General features: G+C 71.7%; 15 protein-coding genes. 6 read left to right on the plus strand and 9 right to left on the minus strand.

Annotated elements, in window-relative coordinates; genetic code table 11:
- Positions 1-7: 7 nt before the first annotated feature.
- Positions 8-1,222 carry an acetyl-CoA C-acetyltransferase gene (locus ACZ49J_RS28875; protein ID WP_467452894.1) on the minus strand — a complete coding sequence of 405 codons (1,215 nt, stop codon included), beginning with the start codon at positions 1,220-1,222 and terminating at the stop codon, positions 8-10.
- 78 nt (positions 1,223-1,300) lie between these two features.
- Complete coding sequence (locus ACZ49J_RS28880; RefSeq protein WP_467452895.1) at positions 1,301-2,437, minus strand: CaiB/BaiF CoA transferase family protein; 1,137 nt, start codon at positions 2,435-2,437, stop codon at positions 1,301-1,303.
- 396 nt (positions 2,438-2,833) lie between these two features.
- On the opposite strand from ACZ49J_RS28880, the gene ACZ49J_RS28885 reads away from it, so the two are divergent.
- The gene (locus tag ACZ49J_RS28885; protein WP_467452896.1) at positions 2,834-4,012 is read left to right on the plus strand and encodes a saccharopine dehydrogenase family protein; all 1,179 of its coding nucleotides are present in this window, start codon (positions 2,834-2,836) and stop codon (positions 4,010-4,012) included.
- Between the two features lie 34 nt (positions 4,013-4,046).
- Here the strand turns inward: ACZ49J_RS28885 and mmpA are convergent, their stop codons facing one another.
- The 3 genes from mmpA to ACZ49J_RS28900 form a co-directional block, all read right to left on the minus strand.
- Complete coding sequence (gene mmpA / locus ACZ49J_RS28890) at positions 4,047-4,193, minus strand: morphogenic membrane protein MmpA (protein WP_467452897.1); 147 nt, start codon at positions 4,191-4,193, stop codon at positions 4,047-4,049.
- 62 nt (positions 4,194-4,255) lie between these two features.
- Positions 4,256-4,966, minus strand: a complete 711-nt coding sequence (locus ACZ49J_RS28895) for an endonuclease V (protein ID WP_467452898.1) — start codon at positions 4,964-4,966, stop codon at positions 4,256-4,258.
- 69 nt (positions 4,967-5,035) lie between these two features.
- Positions 5,036-6,136, minus strand: a complete 1,101-nt coding sequence (locus ACZ49J_RS28900; RefSeq protein ID WP_467452899.1) for a WD40/YVTN/BNR-like repeat-containing protein — start codon at positions 6,134-6,136, stop codon at positions 5,036-5,038.
- A 259-nt stretch (positions 6,137-6,395) separates the two neighbouring features.
- Between ACZ49J_RS28900 and ssgD the strand changes: the two genes are divergently transcribed.
- Entirely contained in the window at positions 6,396-6,809 is a 414-nt protein-coding gene (ssgD, locus tag ACZ49J_RS28905; protein ID WP_467452900.1) for a spore wall synthesis regulator SsgD, read from the plus strand.
- A gap of 11 nt (positions 6,810-6,820) precedes the next feature.
- Here the strand turns inward: ssgD and ACZ49J_RS28910 are convergent, their stop codons facing one another.
- On the minus strand, positions 6,821-7,477 hold the full coding sequence (locus tag ACZ49J_RS28910) for a GOLPH3/VPS74 family protein (protein WP_467452901.1): 657 nt from the start codon (positions 7,475-7,477) through the stop codon (positions 6,821-6,823).
- Positions 7,478-7,816: 339 nt separating this feature from the next.
- Here ACZ49J_RS28910 and ACZ49J_RS28915 point away from each other — a divergent pair, with 339 nt between their 5' ends.
- The 3 genes from ACZ49J_RS28915 (at position 7,817) to ACZ49J_RS28925 (ending at position 11,628) form a co-directional block, all read left to right on the plus strand.
- A complete protein-coding gene (locus tag ACZ49J_RS28915; RefSeq protein WP_467452902.1) occupies positions 7,817-9,442 on the plus strand; it encodes an ABC-F family ATP-binding cassette domain-containing protein in 1,626 nt (541 codons plus the stop codon).
- A 211-nt stretch (positions 9,443-9,653) separates the two neighbouring features.
- Positions 9,654-10,430, plus strand: a complete 777-nt coding sequence (gene ddaH, locus ACZ49J_RS28920; protein WP_467452904.1) for a dimethylargininase — start codon at positions 9,654-9,656, stop codon at positions 10,428-10,430.
- A 223-nt stretch (positions 10,431-10,653) separates the two neighbouring features.
- A complete protein-coding gene (locus ACZ49J_RS28925) occupies positions 10,654-11,628 on the plus strand; it encodes an acyl-ACP desaturase (protein WP_467452905.1) in 975 nt (324 codons plus the stop codon).
- A gap of 257 nt (positions 11,629-11,885) precedes the next feature.
- On the opposite strand, the gene ACZ49J_RS28930 is transcribed toward ACZ49J_RS28925, so the two are convergent.
- Positions 11,886-12,134 (minus strand): WhiB family transcriptional regulator, encoded by a 249-nt coding sequence (locus ACZ49J_RS28930; RefSeq protein ID WP_467452907.1) that lies wholly within the window; start codon positions 12,132-12,134, stop codon positions 11,886-11,888.
- Between the two features lie 252 nt (positions 12,135-12,386).
- On the opposite strand from ACZ49J_RS28930, the gene ACZ49J_RS28935 reads away from it, so the two are divergent.
- On the plus strand, positions 12,387-13,175 hold the full coding sequence (locus tag ACZ49J_RS28935; protein WP_467452909.1) for a VOC family protein: 789 nt from the start codon (positions 12,387-12,389) through the stop codon (positions 13,173-13,175).
- A gap of 191 nt (positions 13,176-13,366) precedes the next feature.
- Here ACZ49J_RS28935 and ACZ49J_RS28940 read toward each other — a convergent pair whose 3' ends face one another.
- Positions 13,367-14,410: a LacI family DNA-binding transcriptional regulator gene (locus ACZ49J_RS28940; RefSeq protein ID WP_467452911.1), complete on the minus strand. Its 1,044-nt coding sequence runs from the start codon at positions 14,408-14,410 to the stop codon at positions 13,367-13,369.
- 65 nt (positions 14,411-14,475) lie between these two features.
- Entirely contained in the window at positions 14,476-15,429 is a 954-nt protein-coding gene (locus ACZ49J_RS28945; protein ID WP_467452912.1) for a multicopper oxidase domain-containing protein, read from the minus strand.
- Positions 15,430-15,449 lie beyond the last annotated feature (20 nt).

The following is a 15,449-nucleotide window of genomic DNA, read 5'->3' on the forward strand; positions in this document are numbered from 1 at the left end:
GGTCGGGTTACAGGCGCTCGATGATCGTGGCGATGCCCATGCCGCCGCCGACGCACAGCGTGGCCAGGCCGTAGCGCTTGTCCTGGCGCTCCAGTTCGTCCGTCAGAGTGCCCAGGATCATCGCCCCCGTCGCCCCGAGCGGGTGCCCCAGCGCGATCGCGCCCCCGTTGACGTTGACCTTGTCCAGCGAGATCCCCATGTCCTTGACGAAGCGGAGCACCACGGCCGCGAAGGCCTCGTTGATCTCGACGAGGTCGATGTCGTCGATGGTCAGTCCGGCCTTGGCGAGCGCCTTGCGGGTCGCGGGCGCCGGCCCGGTGAGCATGATGGTGGGCTCGGAGCCGGAGACGGCCGCGGACACGATCCGCGCGCGGGGGCTCAGCCCGTAGCGTTCGCCGACCTCCTTGGAGCCGATCGCGACGAGCGCGGCGCCGTCCACGATGCCGGAGGAGTTGCCCGCGTGGTGGACGTGGTCGATCGCCTCGACCCAGTGGTACTGCTGCAGCGCCACGGCGTCGAAGCCGCCGAGGTCGCCGATGTCCGCGAAGGACGGCTTGAGTCCCGCGAGCGAGTCGGCGGTGGTGCCGGGACGCATGTGCTCGTCGTGATCCAGGACCACCAGGCCGGTGCGGTCCCTCACCGGGACCACGGACCTGTCGAAGCGGCCGTCCTTCCAGGCCGCCGCCGCCCGCTCCTGCGACAGTGCCGCGTACTCGTCGACGTCGCGCCGTGAGAAGCCCTCGATCGTGGCGATGAGGTCGGCGCCGATGCCCTGCGGTACGAAGTTGACGGCCATGTTCGTCATCGGGTCGTTGAACCAGGCGCCCCCGTCGGACGCCATAGGCACCCGCGACATCGACTCGACACCGCCCGCCAGGACCAGGTCCTCCCAGCCCGAACGAATCTTGGCGGCGGCCATGTTGACTGCTTCGAGCCCTGAGGCACAGAAGCGGTTCTCCTGCACCCCGGCCACCGTGTCCGGGAGCCCGGCGGCGACCGCGGCCGTGCGGGCGATGTCGGAGCCCTGGTCGCCGACGGGACCGACGACACCGAGCACGATGTCGTCGATCGCGGCCGGGTCGAGTCCGGGGAAGCGCCGCCGGACCTCGTGGATCAGCCCGGTCACCAGGTCGATGGGCTTGGTGCCGTGCAGGGCGCCGTTCGCCTTGCCGCGGCCGCGCGGGGTGCGGATCGCTTCGTACACGTACGCTTCTGTGCTCACGAGTCAGGCCTTTCAAGGGGCTTGGGGCGGGAAGCCGGGGCGGCTGGACGACGGGCGCGGACGCCGGTGGAGACGGCGTCAGCCGCCGGCCGTCAGGAGACCGGGTATGTCCCAGTCCCGGGCCACGGCTGCGGTGTCGGCGCCCGGCTGGGCGGGGCCGCCGCGTACGGACGTGTGGGTCCGGGAGAAGCGGGGCGCGGGGGCGGGCTGGGTGATGCCGCCGAAGTCGGTGAAGGTGCCGCGCGCGGCGAGGTGGGGATGGTGGGGCGCCTCGCGCAGTGAGAGGACCGGGGCCACGCAGGCGTCGGAGCCCTCGAAGACGGCCGTCCACTCGTCGCGCGTACGGGCCTTGAAGCGGGCCGCGACCGTTTCGCGCAGCTCGCCCCAGCGTGCCACGTCCTTGCGGGCGGGCGCCTGGTCCCCGATGCCGAGCAGGTCCACGAACTCGTCGTAGAACTGCTGCTCCAGGGCGCCCACGGCCATGTACTGGCCGTCGGCCGTCTCGTACGTCCCGTAGAACGGGCAGCCGCCGTCGAGGAGGTTGGCGGCGCGCCGGTCCTGCCAGCGGCCGGCGGCGAGCATGCCGTGGATCATCGTGGTCAGATGCGCGGTGCCGTCCACGATGGCCGCGTCCACGACTTGCCCGGTGCCGGTCGCGCGCGCGTGGTGCAGGGCGGCGAGGACGCCGACGACGAGGTAGAGCGAGCCGCCCGCGTAGTCACCGACGAGGTTGGCCGGGACGGCGGGCGGCTCGTCCGGGCTGCCGATCATGCCGAGGGTGCCGGTCGGGGCGATGTACGCGATGTCGTGTCCGGCGCGGTGGGCGAGGGGGCCCTTCTGGCCCCAGCCGGTCATGCGGCCGTAGACGAGCCGTGGGTTGCGGGCGTGGCAGGTGTCGGGGCCGACTCCGAGGCGCTCGGCGACGCCGGGGCGGTAGCCCTCGATGAGGATGTCCGCGCGGTCGGCCAGGTCGAGGACGAGGGCCGGGCCGTCCTCGCTCTTGAGGTCGACGATCACCGACCTCTTGTTGCGGTTGGTGACGTCGTACTCGGGGTCGACGGCGAGTCCGGTGCCGCCGGGCCGGTCGACGCGGACCACGTCGGCTCCGAGGTCGGCGAGGAGCATGGCGGCGAAGGGGCCGGGCCCGATGCCGGCGAGCTCGACCACGCGCACGCCGGCGAGCGGGCCGTGCCCGGGCGTCTCTGCGTCTGCCATCCGGCCCCCTCTGCGCGACACGGTGTGGTGACTTCAGCGATGCTAAGAACGTGTTCCAGTGGGCACAAGACCTGGGCGAGCAAGCGCTTAGTCGTTGTGCCTGGGGTCACGTTACCCGGAGTCGGGGTGACCGCCTGGGGGCTGCCGCCCTCAGACCCCCGTATCGGCCTGAGGCCTCGTCCTCAAACCCCGGACGCGGTTATTCGCCCAGTTCCGCTATCAGCAGCTCGGCGCCGGGGCAGGCCCAGGGCGAACGCGCGCACCTCTCGCCACGTCTTCAGGGCGTTCCTGGGCACGTTCATGCTCACACCTCCGGCTCCCGCTCGTTCGGCTGCTCGTACCTCACGCTAGCCTCAGCCACCGACAACGGCGCGTGGTCGACGGCTGAGAGGTGCCATGGGCAGGCGGGACAGGGCGGATCGCACGTACGACATCGTGCTCTTCGGGGCCACGGGATTCGTCGGGGAACTCACCGCGGAGTACCTCGCCGCGCACGCGCCCGAGGGGTTGCGGTGGGCCGTCGCGGGGCGTGACGCCGGGAAGCTGGAGCGGCTGCGTGAGCGCCTGCCCGGCGGCTCCGCGATCGGGGTACTGCGGGCGGACGCCGGGGACCCGGAGTCGATGCGGGAACTCGCCGGGCACGCACGCGTGGTGGCCACGACGGTCGGCCCCTATCTGACGTTCGGCGAGGAGCTGGTGGCCGCCTGCGCCGACGCCGGCACGGACTACGCGGACCTCAGCGGGGAGCCCGAGTTCGTGGACCTGATGTACGTGCGGCACGACGCACGCGCGCGGGAGACCGGTGCGCGGCTCGTGCACGCCTGCGGTTTCGACTCGGTCCCGCACGACCTGGGGGCGTATTTCACGGTGGAGCAGCTCCCGGAGGGTGTGCCGATCACGGTGGACGGGTTCGTGCGTTCCGACGCCATGTTCTCGGGCGGTACGTTCGCCTCCGCGCTGAACCAGTTCTCGCGCGGGCGGCAGCTGGTGACCGCGGCGCGCGACCGGCGGCGGCACGAGCCGCGCACGCCGGGGCGGCGGGCGTACGCGCCGCTGAGTGTGCCGCGGTTCGCCAAGGAGGTCGGCGCGTGGGCGGTGCCGCTGCCCACGATCGACGGTCAGGTGGTGCGGCGTTCGGCACGTGCCTTGCGGCGGTACGGTCCCGACTTCCGCTACCGGCACTACGCGGCCGTCCGGAGTCTGCCGTTCGCGGTGGGCGGTGCCGCCGCCGTCGGGGCGGTGGTGGCGGCCGCCCAGGTGCCGCCCGCGCGGCGCTGGATGTCGGGGCGGATCAGGCCGGGTGAGGGGCCGAGCGCCGAGAAGCGGGCGAAGAGCTGGTTCTCCGTGCGGTTCGTGGGCGAGGGCGGTGGGCGCCGGGTGTTCACGGAGGTCGCGGGTGGCGATCCCGGCTATGACGAGACGGCGAAGATGCTCGCCGAGTCGGCGCTGAGTCTCGCCCTCGACGATCTGCCGGACACGGCCGGGCAGGTCACCACGGCGGTCGCGATGGGTGACGCGCTGATCGGGCGGCTGCGCCGGGCGGGCATCACGTTCCGGGTGGCGGCCGGCCAGTAGGGGCCAGGAGGGGCGGTCGCCGCTCCCGGCCGGATCAGGAGGACCAGCCGGTGACCGTGTAGATCATGCCGGCGATCCATGCGAATCCGGCGATCACGGCGAGGATCAGGCCCGCCATCACGGCGCGCTCGATGGGCTGGGTGGGGCTGGCGGCGGGCTTGGGGGCGCGGTGTGTCGTCATGGGGCACAGCCTGCCGATCATGACAGCGCCCCGACATCCGTACAGGTACTCAGATCCGATACTCAGACAGTCCGATCACCTTCCGGGGAGGTCGCCTCCTTGAGGGCCTGCCGGCACAGGGAGTCCGCCCGCCGGGTGGACTCGGGGAGGCGGTACTCGGGGGTGAGCGCGAGCGTGTGCGCGCACGCGGTCTCGAGGCTCACCCGGTGGCCGACCGAGACGAACACGGGCTTGACGCCGTCGCGGGTGCGCAGGGCGCGGCCCACTTCCTCGGCGCCCGCGAGGAGCGGGGACGCGCTCCCGCGCGGGGCGCCGGGTTCGTCGTACGTGAAGGTGAAGGGGTTCTTGGCGACGCCGATCGTGGGGTGCCCGGTGAGCACGCCGAGGTGGCTGGCGAGGCCGAAGCGGCGCGGGTGCGCGAGCCCGTACCCGTCGCACACGACGAGCCCCGGCGCGCAGGGCAGCGCGTCCAGGGCCGCGAGCACGGTGGGGATCTCCCGGAAGGCGAGCAGACCGGGCACGTAGGGGAAGGAGACCTGTCCGACGGCGGTGGCCCGGGCGACGACGTCGAGAGTCGCGGCGTCCAGCACGACGGCCGCCGCCGCGACCACGTCCCGCGTGTCGTCGTAGGCGACGTCCACACCGGTCACCCGGCCGGTGCCGGGCGCTGGACCGTCCTCGTCGAGCACCACCCGGTCACGCAACTCGTCCTGTACGGCAAGGGCCTGCTCTTCGGTGGCGGGCCAGCCCGCCGGGATGCGCACGGTCGTCATGGTGGCGCCGAGCCTACGGGCCCCGGGAGGGTCACGTGTCGCCCAGGGCCCGTCGCGGCTCGCTCGTGTTCAGCGCTCCAGCCGGGCCACGCGCCCCTGTTCGCCGGCCGCCCAGCAGCCCCGGTCGGGGGCGCAGTCCACGGTGTCGTACGAACCGGTGTCCACCGTCCGCCAGGTGCGTCCGCCGTTCAAGGTGAGATCGGTACCGGTCGGGCCGACGGCGAGCGCCGTGCCGCGGCTGCGCGGGAGCCAGGTGACGCCGGAGCGGTAGGCGGGCGGTGGCGCGGCCGCGGGCGTCCAGGTGCGGCCGCCGTCCGCGGTGGTGGCCGCCGCCCGGGGTGATGCCTGGTCGGGGCGGTAGTCGCCGCCGACGGCGATGCCGTGCGCGCGGTCGCGGAAGGCGAGCGCGAAGACGCCCCGGGCCGGATCGCCCGCCGGGACCGGGGAGTCGGTGGCCGTCCAGGTCAGCCCCCGGTCGGAGGAGTGCAGCACGCGCGCGCGTGCGGCCCCGCCCGTCGCCAGCCACACGTCGCGCGGCCCGGAGCTGACCAGGCACTGACCACTCGCCGCGAAGCCCGCCTCGCCCTCCAGGGCCGCGGGCATTCCGGCACTGGGCAGCACCGTCCAGGAACGCCCTCCGTCGCGCGTCGACAGGATGCGGAACTTCCCGTCCACGGGGTCGCTCATGGCCAGCCCGTGCCGCCGGTCGAAGAAGGTGAGGCAGTCGTAGAAGGCCTTGGGGTCGGTGTTGCGGAAGGACTCCGTCCAGGTGGCGCCGCCGTCCTCGGTACGGAACACGCGGGACGCCTCGCCCTCGCCGATGGCCAGCACCACGGCCCCGCGCGCGTCGAAGGCCTCGATGTCGCGGAACTGCAAGTCCCCCGCGCCGGGCGGAGAGACGTTCCGCCAGCTCGTACCGCCGTCGGTGGTGCGCAGCACGGTGCCCTTGGTTCCGGCCAGCCAGGCGGCGTCGCGACCGACCGCCGCGAGACCCCGGAAGCGGACGTCCTGCGCACCCGTGTCCTTGAGCTCCCAGTGCGGGGGCCGGGGTGTGGCGTGGGCCTGCGCGGGTGCCGTCAGCGCGGCGGCGAGTCCCACCGCGCACAGCCCCACGAGCGTCCGCCGGCCGGCCCGCCTGCCCGACAACCTCTTGTTCCCCACGAGTCTCATGGCGGGCGAAGCTAGCCCACCGTCCCAGTGGCGTCCAGATGCCCTCCGGCGGGAACCGTGCGGCGTGTACGAGTGTCCTCACCGGTGTCCCGGGGACCACGGGATGAGAAATGGATCACCAACGCACACCACAGTGAATGTTCTCGGTGACAGAGGTCACTCGACTTTCATGTGCACGGATTGGCTCAATCCAGCGTCTCTTCAAGTGCCCTGCCACATACACCCGGAGTCCGTCCGCCCGTCACGAGGGAGCAAGGCGTTGTCCACCGTCATCGAGCAGCCCGTTGAGGCCCGTCTCGTCGCCGCCGCGCCGCGGATGCCGAGCATTCCCGCCACGCTCCACTACGACCGGCGGGATCCCTTCGCCGTCCGTATGACCTTCCCGGCCCCCGCCACCCTGGAGGGTGTGGAGGTGTGCTGGACCTTCGCCCGCGAACTGCTCGTGTCCGGCCTGGAGGAGTCGGTCGGCCACGGCGACGTCCGGGTGCGGCCGTACGGCTACGAGCGGCTGGTCATGGAGTTCCACGCCCCCGAGGGCACGGCGGTGGTGCACATCCGGTCGGCCGAGGTGCGGCGCTTCCTGGGCCGGACGACCGACGAGGTGCCCCTCGGCCTCGAACACCTCCAGGTCGACCTGGACCACGACCTCGCCCAGCTGATGCGCGACGCCTGAGCGAAACGGCCTCAGGTGACGGCGGCGGCTGTCGTGAGCAGCGCCGCGCGCAGTTCCGGGAGGACGTTCCGCAGGGCCGGGGCCGCCGTCGCGGCGCGCTCCGACAGAGCTTCGATCCGCTCCTTGTGACGGTCCGGGTCCTCGCCGGTGAACAGGGTGGGCAGCGCGGCCGAGGCGGCGAGCGCGACCAGGGCCGCGTCGTGCCCGGGCACCTCCGCCACCGGGAGCGGCCCCTCCAGAGTCCGCCGGGCCTCCTGGTGCAGGGCGTCCACCAGGGACACGCGCTCCAGTTCGTACTCCACGGTGGGGAAGACGCCGAGCGCCCGCCGCTTCACAGCACGCAGACAGCCGTCGGCGGCGAGCCGGGCACGCACGGCGTCGAGGGTGACGCGTGCCCGCAGCGTGACCCAGGTCTGCCAGGTGCGCGGCCGGGACTCCTCGACGAGTTCCAGCAGACCGTCGAGCACCGGGTCCGAGGTGCGGGCGTCGGGGTCGACGGGCGTGGCGATGCCGCCGTCGTCGATGAGCAGCCCGCGCTGGGCCAGTTCGGTGAGGGCACCGGCGCGGACCAGGTGCGGGAGGCGGGACTCACCGGCGAGCAGCGTCCTCCTGGTGTCCCAGGCCAGCAGGTAGAGCCGGTCGGGCAGCGACAGCGAGCCGTTGGGCACGGGGTGTCCTCCTCGGAGGTGGGCCGGGGCCCACGTTAATCCGTTGACAGCCCTCGAATCCCCTCCGTACCGTCATGCACGGTCCTGTTGCCGTCGATTGGAGAAGGACGTTGCTCGTCTGAGGTCCTGAGACACCGCGTCACACACCGCCGAGTGGTCGAGTGTGTGTGCGTCGCGTGCGACCTCGGCGTACGAGCCGTCCTCCGGCACGGGAGCTTTTCTCCTGCGGCTTCCTCCCGCATCCCCTGCCTCCCCGGCTGTCGTGCCCCGCCCGCTCCCGCCTCGCGGTGTCTCTCACGCGTTTGCCCCCGACCACCCCCCAGCATCCGCGAGGCCACCATGTCAGCTTCCATCACCTGCACCGCCCTCTCCTTCGCCTGGCCCGACGGCACCCCCGTCTTCGACGACCTGCAGATCGCGTTCGGCCCCGGCCGGAGCGGACTCGTCGGCGTCAACGGGTCAGGAAAATCCACCCTGTTGAAGCTGATCGCCGGGGAGCTCACCCCGGCCGACGGCACCGTTCGTGTGGCCGGCGAGGTCGGCTACCTGCCGCAGAACGTCACGCTCGACACCGGCCTCCGAGTCGACGAGGCGCTCGGCATCGCCGCCGTCCGCGCCGCGCTGCACGCCATCGAGGCGGGCGACGTGGCGGAGGAGCACTTCGCGACCGTCGGCGACGACTGGGACGTGGAGGAGCGCGCGCTCGCCACCCTCGGCGAACTCGGACTCGGCCACATCGACCTGGACCGCACGATCGGCGAGGTCTCGGGCGGCGAGTCGGTGCTCCTGCGCCTGGCCGCGCTGCTGCTGCGCCGGCCGGACGTACTCCTGCTGGACGAGCCGACCAACAACCTCGACGTGTACGCGCGCCGCCGCCTGTACGACGCGGTGGCGTCCTGGCCCGGGGTCATGGTGGTGGTCAGCCACGACCGCGAACTCCTCGAACTCGTCGACCAGATCGCGGACCTCCACTCCGGAGAGGTCACCTGGTACGGCGGCAACTACTCGGCGTACGAGGAGGCACTGGAAACGGAACAGGAGGCCGCGGAGCGGATGCTGCGGGTCGCCGAGGCCGATCTGAAGAAGCAGAAGCGGGAACTGGTCGAGGCGCACACGAAGCTGGCCAAGCGGACGCGCTACGCCAACAAGATGTACGAGAACAAGCGCGAGCCCCGGGCCGTGATGAAGCTGAGGAAGCGCTCGGCACAGGTCTCCGCCGGCAAGCACCGCATCATGCACGAGGAGAAGCTCGCCGAGGCCAAGGAGCGGCTCGACGACGCGGTGGAGGCCGTACGGGACGTCGACGAGATCCGCGTCGACCTGCCGTACACGGCCGTGCCCCCGGGCCGTAACGTCCTCACGCTCCTGGACCTGGAGCTCAGGTACGGCGGGCGCGTCGGCGGGGTCCTGGATCTGCGCGGGCCCGAGCGGATCGCGCTCATCGGGCGCAACGGCGCGGGAAAGACCACGCTGCTGCGCACCATCGCGGGCGAGCTCGAGCCGGTGGCCGGGGAGTCGACGGCGCACGTGCCGCTGCGCTTCCTGCCGCAGCGGCTCGACGTGCTCGACGACGAGCTGACGGTCGTGGAGAACGTGGCCCGGTTCGCGCCGGGCGCCACCAACAACAGGATCCGGGCGCGCCTGGCCCGCTTCCTGTTCAAGGGAGCGCGGGCCGACCAGCCGGCGGCCACACTGTCCGGCGGGGAACGCTTCCGGGCGGCCCTGGCCGCGCTGATGCTGGCCGAGCCCGCGCCGCAACTGCTGATGCTGGACGAGCCGACGAACAACCTGGACATGGCGAGCGTGCGGCAGCTCACCACGGCTCTGGAGTCGTACGAGGGCGCTCTGGTCGTGGCCAGTCACGACCTGCCGTTCCTGGAGTCGATCGGGATCACCCGCTGGCTGCTGCTGGAGGAGGGAGAACTGAGGCAGACCACGCCGGAAGCTGTCGGGTACCCCGCGTAGCTTCGGGCGTGCACCCCCTGCCTCCCCTCGTTGTGAGCTCGGCGGAGGCAGGGGCGGCGGGCCACCGCCCGAGTGCGGTGACCTCGGCGGATACCCGCTTGTTACCGGAGGGTTTTGTTCGTGCGGAACGGGGCTGCATGATGGACGGCATCCCGATGGGCCTCATCCCCAAGAACGCCCTGCCCGAGAACGCCCGAGACGGAGATCCGCCGTGCCCAGCAAGAAGGCCCTCATCCGCCGCCCCAGCCCCAAGCTGGCCGACGGACTGGTCACCCACATCGAACGCGAGAAGGTCGACGTCGACCTGGCGGTCGAGCAGTGGGAGGCGTACGCGGAGGCGCTGCGCGCGCACGACTGGGAGACCGTCGAGGTGGAGCCCGCCGACGACTGCCCGGACTCGGTGTTCGTCGAGGACACGGTCGTGATGTTCCGCAACGTCGCGCTCATCGCCCGGCCCGGAGCCGAGTCACGGCGCGGCGAGACCATCGGCGTGGAGGAGGCCGTGGCCGGCCTCGGCTGCTCGGTGAACTGGATCTGGGCGCCGGGCACCCTCGACGGCGGTGACGTCCTGAAGATCGGTGACACGGTTTTCGTGGGCCGTGGCGGACGCACCAACGCGGCCGGGGTCCAGCAGGTCAGGGCCGCCTTCGAGCCGCTCGGGGCGCGGGTGGTGGCCGTACCCGTGAGCAAGGTGCTGCACCTGAAGTCGGCGGTGACCGCGCTGCCAGACGGCACGGTCGTCGGGCACATCCCCAAGATGGACAGCCCCTCGCTGTTCCCGAGCTTCCTGCACGTGCCGGAGGAGTCCGGCGCCCATGTGGTGCTGCTCGGCGGCGACAAACTGCTCATGGCGGCGAGCGCGCCGAAGACGGCGGCCCTGTACGAGGATCTCGGGTACGAGCCCGTCGTCGTGGACATCAGCGAGTTCGAGAAGCTCGAGGGCTGTGTGACGTGTCTCTCGGTGCGGCTGCGGGAGCTGTACGCCTGACGGGTCGACACATCGCCCTCCCGGCCCCGGGACCTGCGGGTCTGCGGGGACGTCGGCATGCCCGGTGAACGCCTGGGGCCCTGCGGGAACACCCTCTGAACAGGGGCCTTTACAGCGCTCTTAACCTACGGCTTCGTAACCTACGGATTCGTAGCCTACGATTCCGTAGGTTGGGTCACTCACTCGTGACCGCGCATGATGTCGTCGTCCCCCTGGAGCCACCGTGTCGATCGCTTCTCCCCACCTTGGCAGCTCGTCCACCTGGACCGACGCACGGCTGCTGTACGCCCTGGAGGAAGTGGTCGAGAACGAACTCAACCGGCATTTGAAGATCGCCAAGGACTGGATGCCGCACGAGTACGTGCCGTGGAGCGACGCCCGTAACTTCCCCGGCTTCTTCGAGGACGGTGAGGCCTGGGAGAAGGAGCAGTCCAAGGTCACCGAGATCGGCCGGATCGCGCTGGTGGTGAACCTGCTGACGGAGGACAACCTGCCCAGCTACCACCACGAGATCGCCACTCTCTTCGGCCGTGACGGAGCATGGGGCACCTGGGTGCACCGCTGGACCGCCGAGGAGGGCCGGCACGGCATCGTGATGCGCGACTACCTGCTCGCGTCGCGCGCCGTGGACCCGGACAAGCTGGAGCAGTTCCGCATGGCGCACATGAGCGAGGGCTTCGAGCACGACCACCGGCACTCGATGCTGCACTCGGTCGCGTACGTCGCCTTCCAGGAGCTGGCCACCCGAATCTCGCACCGCAACACCGGCCACCAGTCCGGCGACCCGGTCTGTGACCGCATGCTGGCGCGCATCGCGACCGACGAGAACCTGCACATGGTGTTCTACCGGAACCTGCTGAAGGCGGCGTTCGAGCTCGCTCCCGACCTGACGATGCAGGCGGTCCGTGACGTCGTCGTCAACTTCCGCATGCCCGGCCACGGCATCCCCGGGTTCGAGCGCGCGGCCGCCCAGATGGCCATCGGCGAGGTCTACAACCTGCGGATCCACCACGACGACGTGCTCCAGCCCGTGCTGCGCTTCCTGAAGATCATGGAGATCGACGGGCTGGGCCCGGAGGGCCAGAAGGCGCAGGAGGAGCTGGGTCTCTACATGGGCGGACTGGACGCGGAGGCCCTGAAGTTCGACGAGAAGCTCGCGGCGCGCAAGGCGCGGATGGCGGCGCGCGCTGGCGCATAGCGCCGGTCCGGACCGTACGGTGCGCGGGTGCCCCGCCTCGGCCGAGGCGGGGCACCCGCGTTTCTCGGGCGGGCTACGGTCGGTCGGGGTCGGCGATGCGCGCGGACATCCACTCCGGGTGCTGGACAACGGTGGCGGCCGGCACTGAAATCCCCCGCCCGTAGGGGTCACGTGCTTCGGGCTCTGCGGCAGAGGCCGAAGCGGACGCGGGATGTCCCGCACCCGCACGGCGACTTCACTCAGCAGACCGTGGGCCGTCAGCGGGGATCGGTGCGCCTGAGATGGAGCCGCTCCCGCTCGGAGAGGCCGCCCCAGACGCCGAAGCGCTCGTCGTTGGCCAGCGCGTAGTCGAGGCAGGCGGAGCGCATCTCGCACATGCCACAGATGAGTTTCGCCTCCCGGACCGAGCTGCCCGGCTCGGGAAAGAAGAAGTCGGCCCCCGTCTGCGCGCACAGCGCCTGCTCCTGCCAGTTCAGGTCCGGAGGGGTCGGTGTGTCGGTGTGCATGGTCGAGATGGTGCCGGGCGGCGAAAAACGTTCGATCAACGCCGGATCAACGACACGTTCCACGCGAGGTGACCGGTCCCGTGCCGCCACCGCCGACAGCCGATGGTGGACCCGCGGGCCGGCCGGACGCACGGCGGCACGCGGGCCGCCGTGCACGCGTTCCGCGCGGAGGAAGCGTCCCGGCGGCGATTGTCAGTGGGTGGTGCGAGACTCGGCAGTGCAGGCAACGGGACCCCTCGAAGGAGAGCTCGGATGCTCACCACGCGCTATGTCACCGGCGCCCCGAACTGGCTCGATCTCGGCACTCCCGACATCGACGGCGCCTCGTCCTTCTACGGCGGCCTGTTCGGCTGGCAGTTCCGGCCGGGCCCGCCCGAGACCGGCGGCTACGGCTTCTTCCAGCTCGACGGGAGGACCGCGGCGGGCGGTATGCGGACCACCCCGGAGCAGGGACCGCCGTCCTGGACGGTGTACTTCCAGACGCCGGACGCGGACGCCACGGTGAAGGCGGCCGAGCAGGCGCACGGCACCGTGCTCATGCAGCCCATGGACGTGCTGGACCAGGGCCGCATGGCGATCCTCGCCGACCGGGCGGGCGTGTCCTTCGGTATCTGGCAGCCCGCCGCCAACAAGGGCCTCGACGTCGTGCAGGAGCAGGGCTCGCTGTGCTGGCTGGAGCTGTACACGCCGGACCTCCCCGCGGCCGCCGGGTTCTACAACGCCGTGCTGGGTTGGGAGACCTCGGCGGTCACGTTCCCCGGGGGTACGTACACCACGGTCCACCCCGCGGGCACCGAGACGGACGCCATGTTCGGCGGCATCGTCCCGCTGGAGGACGACCCGACCAAGGCGGAGACGGGAGCCTGGCTGCCGTACTTCGAGGTCCCGGACACGGACGCCACGGTCGCGAGGGCGCAGGAGCTGGGCGGTACGGTCCGTCTCCCGGCGACCGACCTCCAGGACGTCGGCCGCATCGCGGAGCTCGCCGACCCGTACGGGGCACGCTTCGCGGTGATCAGGAGTGTGACGCCGCAGAGCTGAGCGCTGGGACCTTTCGCCGCTCCGCCGCGCGGGCACGACCAGCCACAACGGCCCCGCAGCCGCCCACCGGCAGGACCCCGGCATACGGCACGCCTTCCCCACCGCGCCTGAGCGGGAATGACCGGCCACGGCACCGCACAGCTGAGGCCCGGCGGTCCGGCTGCCGAGTCAGCGTGGTCCCAGCCGAGCGCTCAGGCGGAGGCGCGTCTCACCAGCGTGGTCGGCAGGACCACGCTGGAGGGCGCGCTTACGGTCCCCCGCGCGGCACCCGTGCCTCTCGCCTCCAGGCCACCCAGCAGCAGCCGAGCCATCAGCCGGCCCATCTGCTCGATGTCCTGACGGACCGTCGTGAGCGGTGGGTCGGCCTGCTCGGCGACCGGCAGCATGTCGTCGAAGCCGACCACGGCGACGTCGTCGGGTACCCGGAGCCCGCGCTCGCGCAGGGCGCGCAGGGCACCCGAGGCGGAGAGGTCGTTGGCGGCGAAGACGGCGTCCAGGTCCGGACAGCGGTCCAGGAGCTCCCGCATGGCGCGCTCCCCGCCCGCGGGCGTGAAGTCACCCTCCACGGTCAGCCGCGGATCGGCGTCCACCATGACGTCCCGGAACCCTTCGAGCCGGTCGACGGCGGAGGTCTGGTCGAGTGGCCCCGTGATGTGCCCGATACGGGTTCGGCCGAGCCCGGCGAGATGCCGTACGGCGTCCCGCGCGCCGCCCCGGTTGTCGCTGTCGACGTAGACGATGTCCCGTGAGCCGCCACCCCAGCCCGGCCGTCCGCCGAACACGGTCGGCACGCCGGCCCCGTGGATCAGCCCGGGCAGCGGGTCGTCGAGGTGCAGCGAGAAGACGAGTGCCCCGTCGACATGCCCGCCGGCGAGATACCGCCCCACCCTCGCGTGATCATCGCGCCCTTCGGTGAGCAGCAGCACGAGCTGGGAGTCGTGCGCGGTCAGCTCCTTGCTGATGCCGCGCAGTTGCAGGGCGAAGAAGGGGTCGGCGAACACCCTGGTCTCGGGTTCGGCGATCACGACGGCGACGGCGTCGTGCCGCCGGGTGACCAGACTCCGGGCCGCCTGGTTCGGCACGTACCCGAGTTCCTCGACGGCCTTGCGCACCCGCTCGGCGAGCGGCTCCCGCACGCCCTCGCCCCCGTTCACCACCCGCGACACGGTCGCCCGCGACACCCCCGCCCGCGCGGCCACGGCCTCCAGCGTGGGACGCGACGCTGTCTCGGTCACTTCGGGACTCTCCTCCAGAGCGGCTGCCGCTCAGGATAGCTCTGGAGAAGTCACCGCTTGAGAGCTCAGTCCCGCGGAGCGTGATGCGGCTCGTACCCCGGAATCGTGCCGTCCGGCTTCTTCACCAGGAACAGCCCCACCATTCCCATGTCGGAGTGGCTCTGGACGTGGCAGTGGTACATCCAGGCGCCGGCGCCGACGCCCTCGCCGGCGATCACCTGGAAGCCGAAGGAGTCGGCCGGGCCCACGATCTTGTTGTCGATGACCTGGCTGGGGTCGTCGGGGCCGGTCAGCATGCCCGTGCGGTTGTCCGCCCAGCGGTGACCGTGCAGATGGAACGTGTGGTAGTACTCGCCGTGGGTGATCATCACCCACTCGACCCGATCGCCCACCGTCGCCTCGAAGTCGGGGCCGGAGTGGGCCGGCTTGTTGTTGATCAGCATGTCGTTGAAGACGACCGTGACCGTCTTGTCGGGCAGCACGTCGCCCTTCCTGCGGACGATCACCGGGCCGTAGAGGCCGTTACGGATGCCGCCCGTGCCATGTTCCGTGCCCACCACGTGGTCGTGGTAGTGCCAGTACCCCGCGCTGCCCGCCCGCCAGGTGCCGTCCTTGCGGCGGCCCGGGGCGTGCGTGCGCCAGGTGTAGGTGCGGGTGCCGCCCGGCTCGACGTCGCTCTTGTTCTGCCTGGTGCCGTCGCTGGTGATCTCGTAGTCCAGCCCGTGGACGTGCAGGCTCGCCGCCACGTCCATGGTGTTCTCGAACTCGATGTGCAGGGTGTCCCCCTCGTTGAGCTCGATCAGCGGGCCGGGGACCGTTGCCCGGCCCTTCTCCAGGCCGTACCCCATCTGCCCGCCCGGGAGCCTCTCGGCGTACAGCTTGATGCGTCTGACCTCGCCGCCGGCGGGCGCGGTCTTCACCGGTTGCTCCGCACTCACGGCGTCCGGACCCAGGGACAACGATGTCGCGACGGCCGCGCCGCCCAGCAGCACCCGCCGGTTGAACCCGCGTCTGTCCATGCGGAACTCCCCAACCTGCA

This window comes from Streptomyces sp. NPDC030840 (assembly GCF_055572015.1).

Bases quoted from the DNA above. Each gene is read 5' to 3' on its own strand.
- ACZ49J_RS28880 (WP_467452895.1), bottom strand. From the start codon at position 2,437: ATGGCAGACGCAGAGACGCCCGGGCACGGCCCGCTCGCCGGCGTGCGC.
- ACZ49J_RS28885 (WP_467452896.1), top strand. From the start codon at position 2,834: ATGGGCAGGCGGGACAGGGCGGATCGCACGTACGACATCGTGCTCTTC.
- mmpA (WP_467452897.1), bottom strand. From the start codon at position 4,193: ATGACGACACACCGCGCCCCCAAGCCCGCCGCCAGCCCCACCCAGCCC.
- ACZ49J_RS28895 (WP_467452898.1), bottom strand. From the start codon at position 4,966: ATGACGACCGTGCGCATCCCGGCGGGCTGGCCCGCCACCGAAGAGCAG.
- ACZ49J_RS28900 (WP_467452899.1), bottom strand. From the start codon at position 6,136: ATGAGACTCGTGGGGAACAAGAGGTTGTCGGGCAGGCGGGCCGGCCGG.
- ACZ49J_RS28915 (WP_467452902.1), top strand. From the start codon at position 7,817: ATGTCAGCTTCCATCACCTGCACCGCCCTCTCCTTCGCCTGGCCCGAC.
- ACZ49J_RS28930 (WP_467452907.1), bottom strand. From the start codon at position 12,134: ATGCACACCGACACACCGACCCCTCCGGACCTGAACTGGCAGGAGCAG.
- ACZ49J_RS28935 (WP_467452909.1), top strand. From the start codon at position 12,387: ATGCTCACCACGCGCTATGTCACCGGCGCCCCGAACTGGCTCGATCTC.
- ACZ49J_RS28945 (WP_467452912.1), bottom strand. From the start codon at position 15,429: ATGGACAGACGCGGGTTCAACCGGCGGGTGCTGCTGGGCGGCGCGGCC.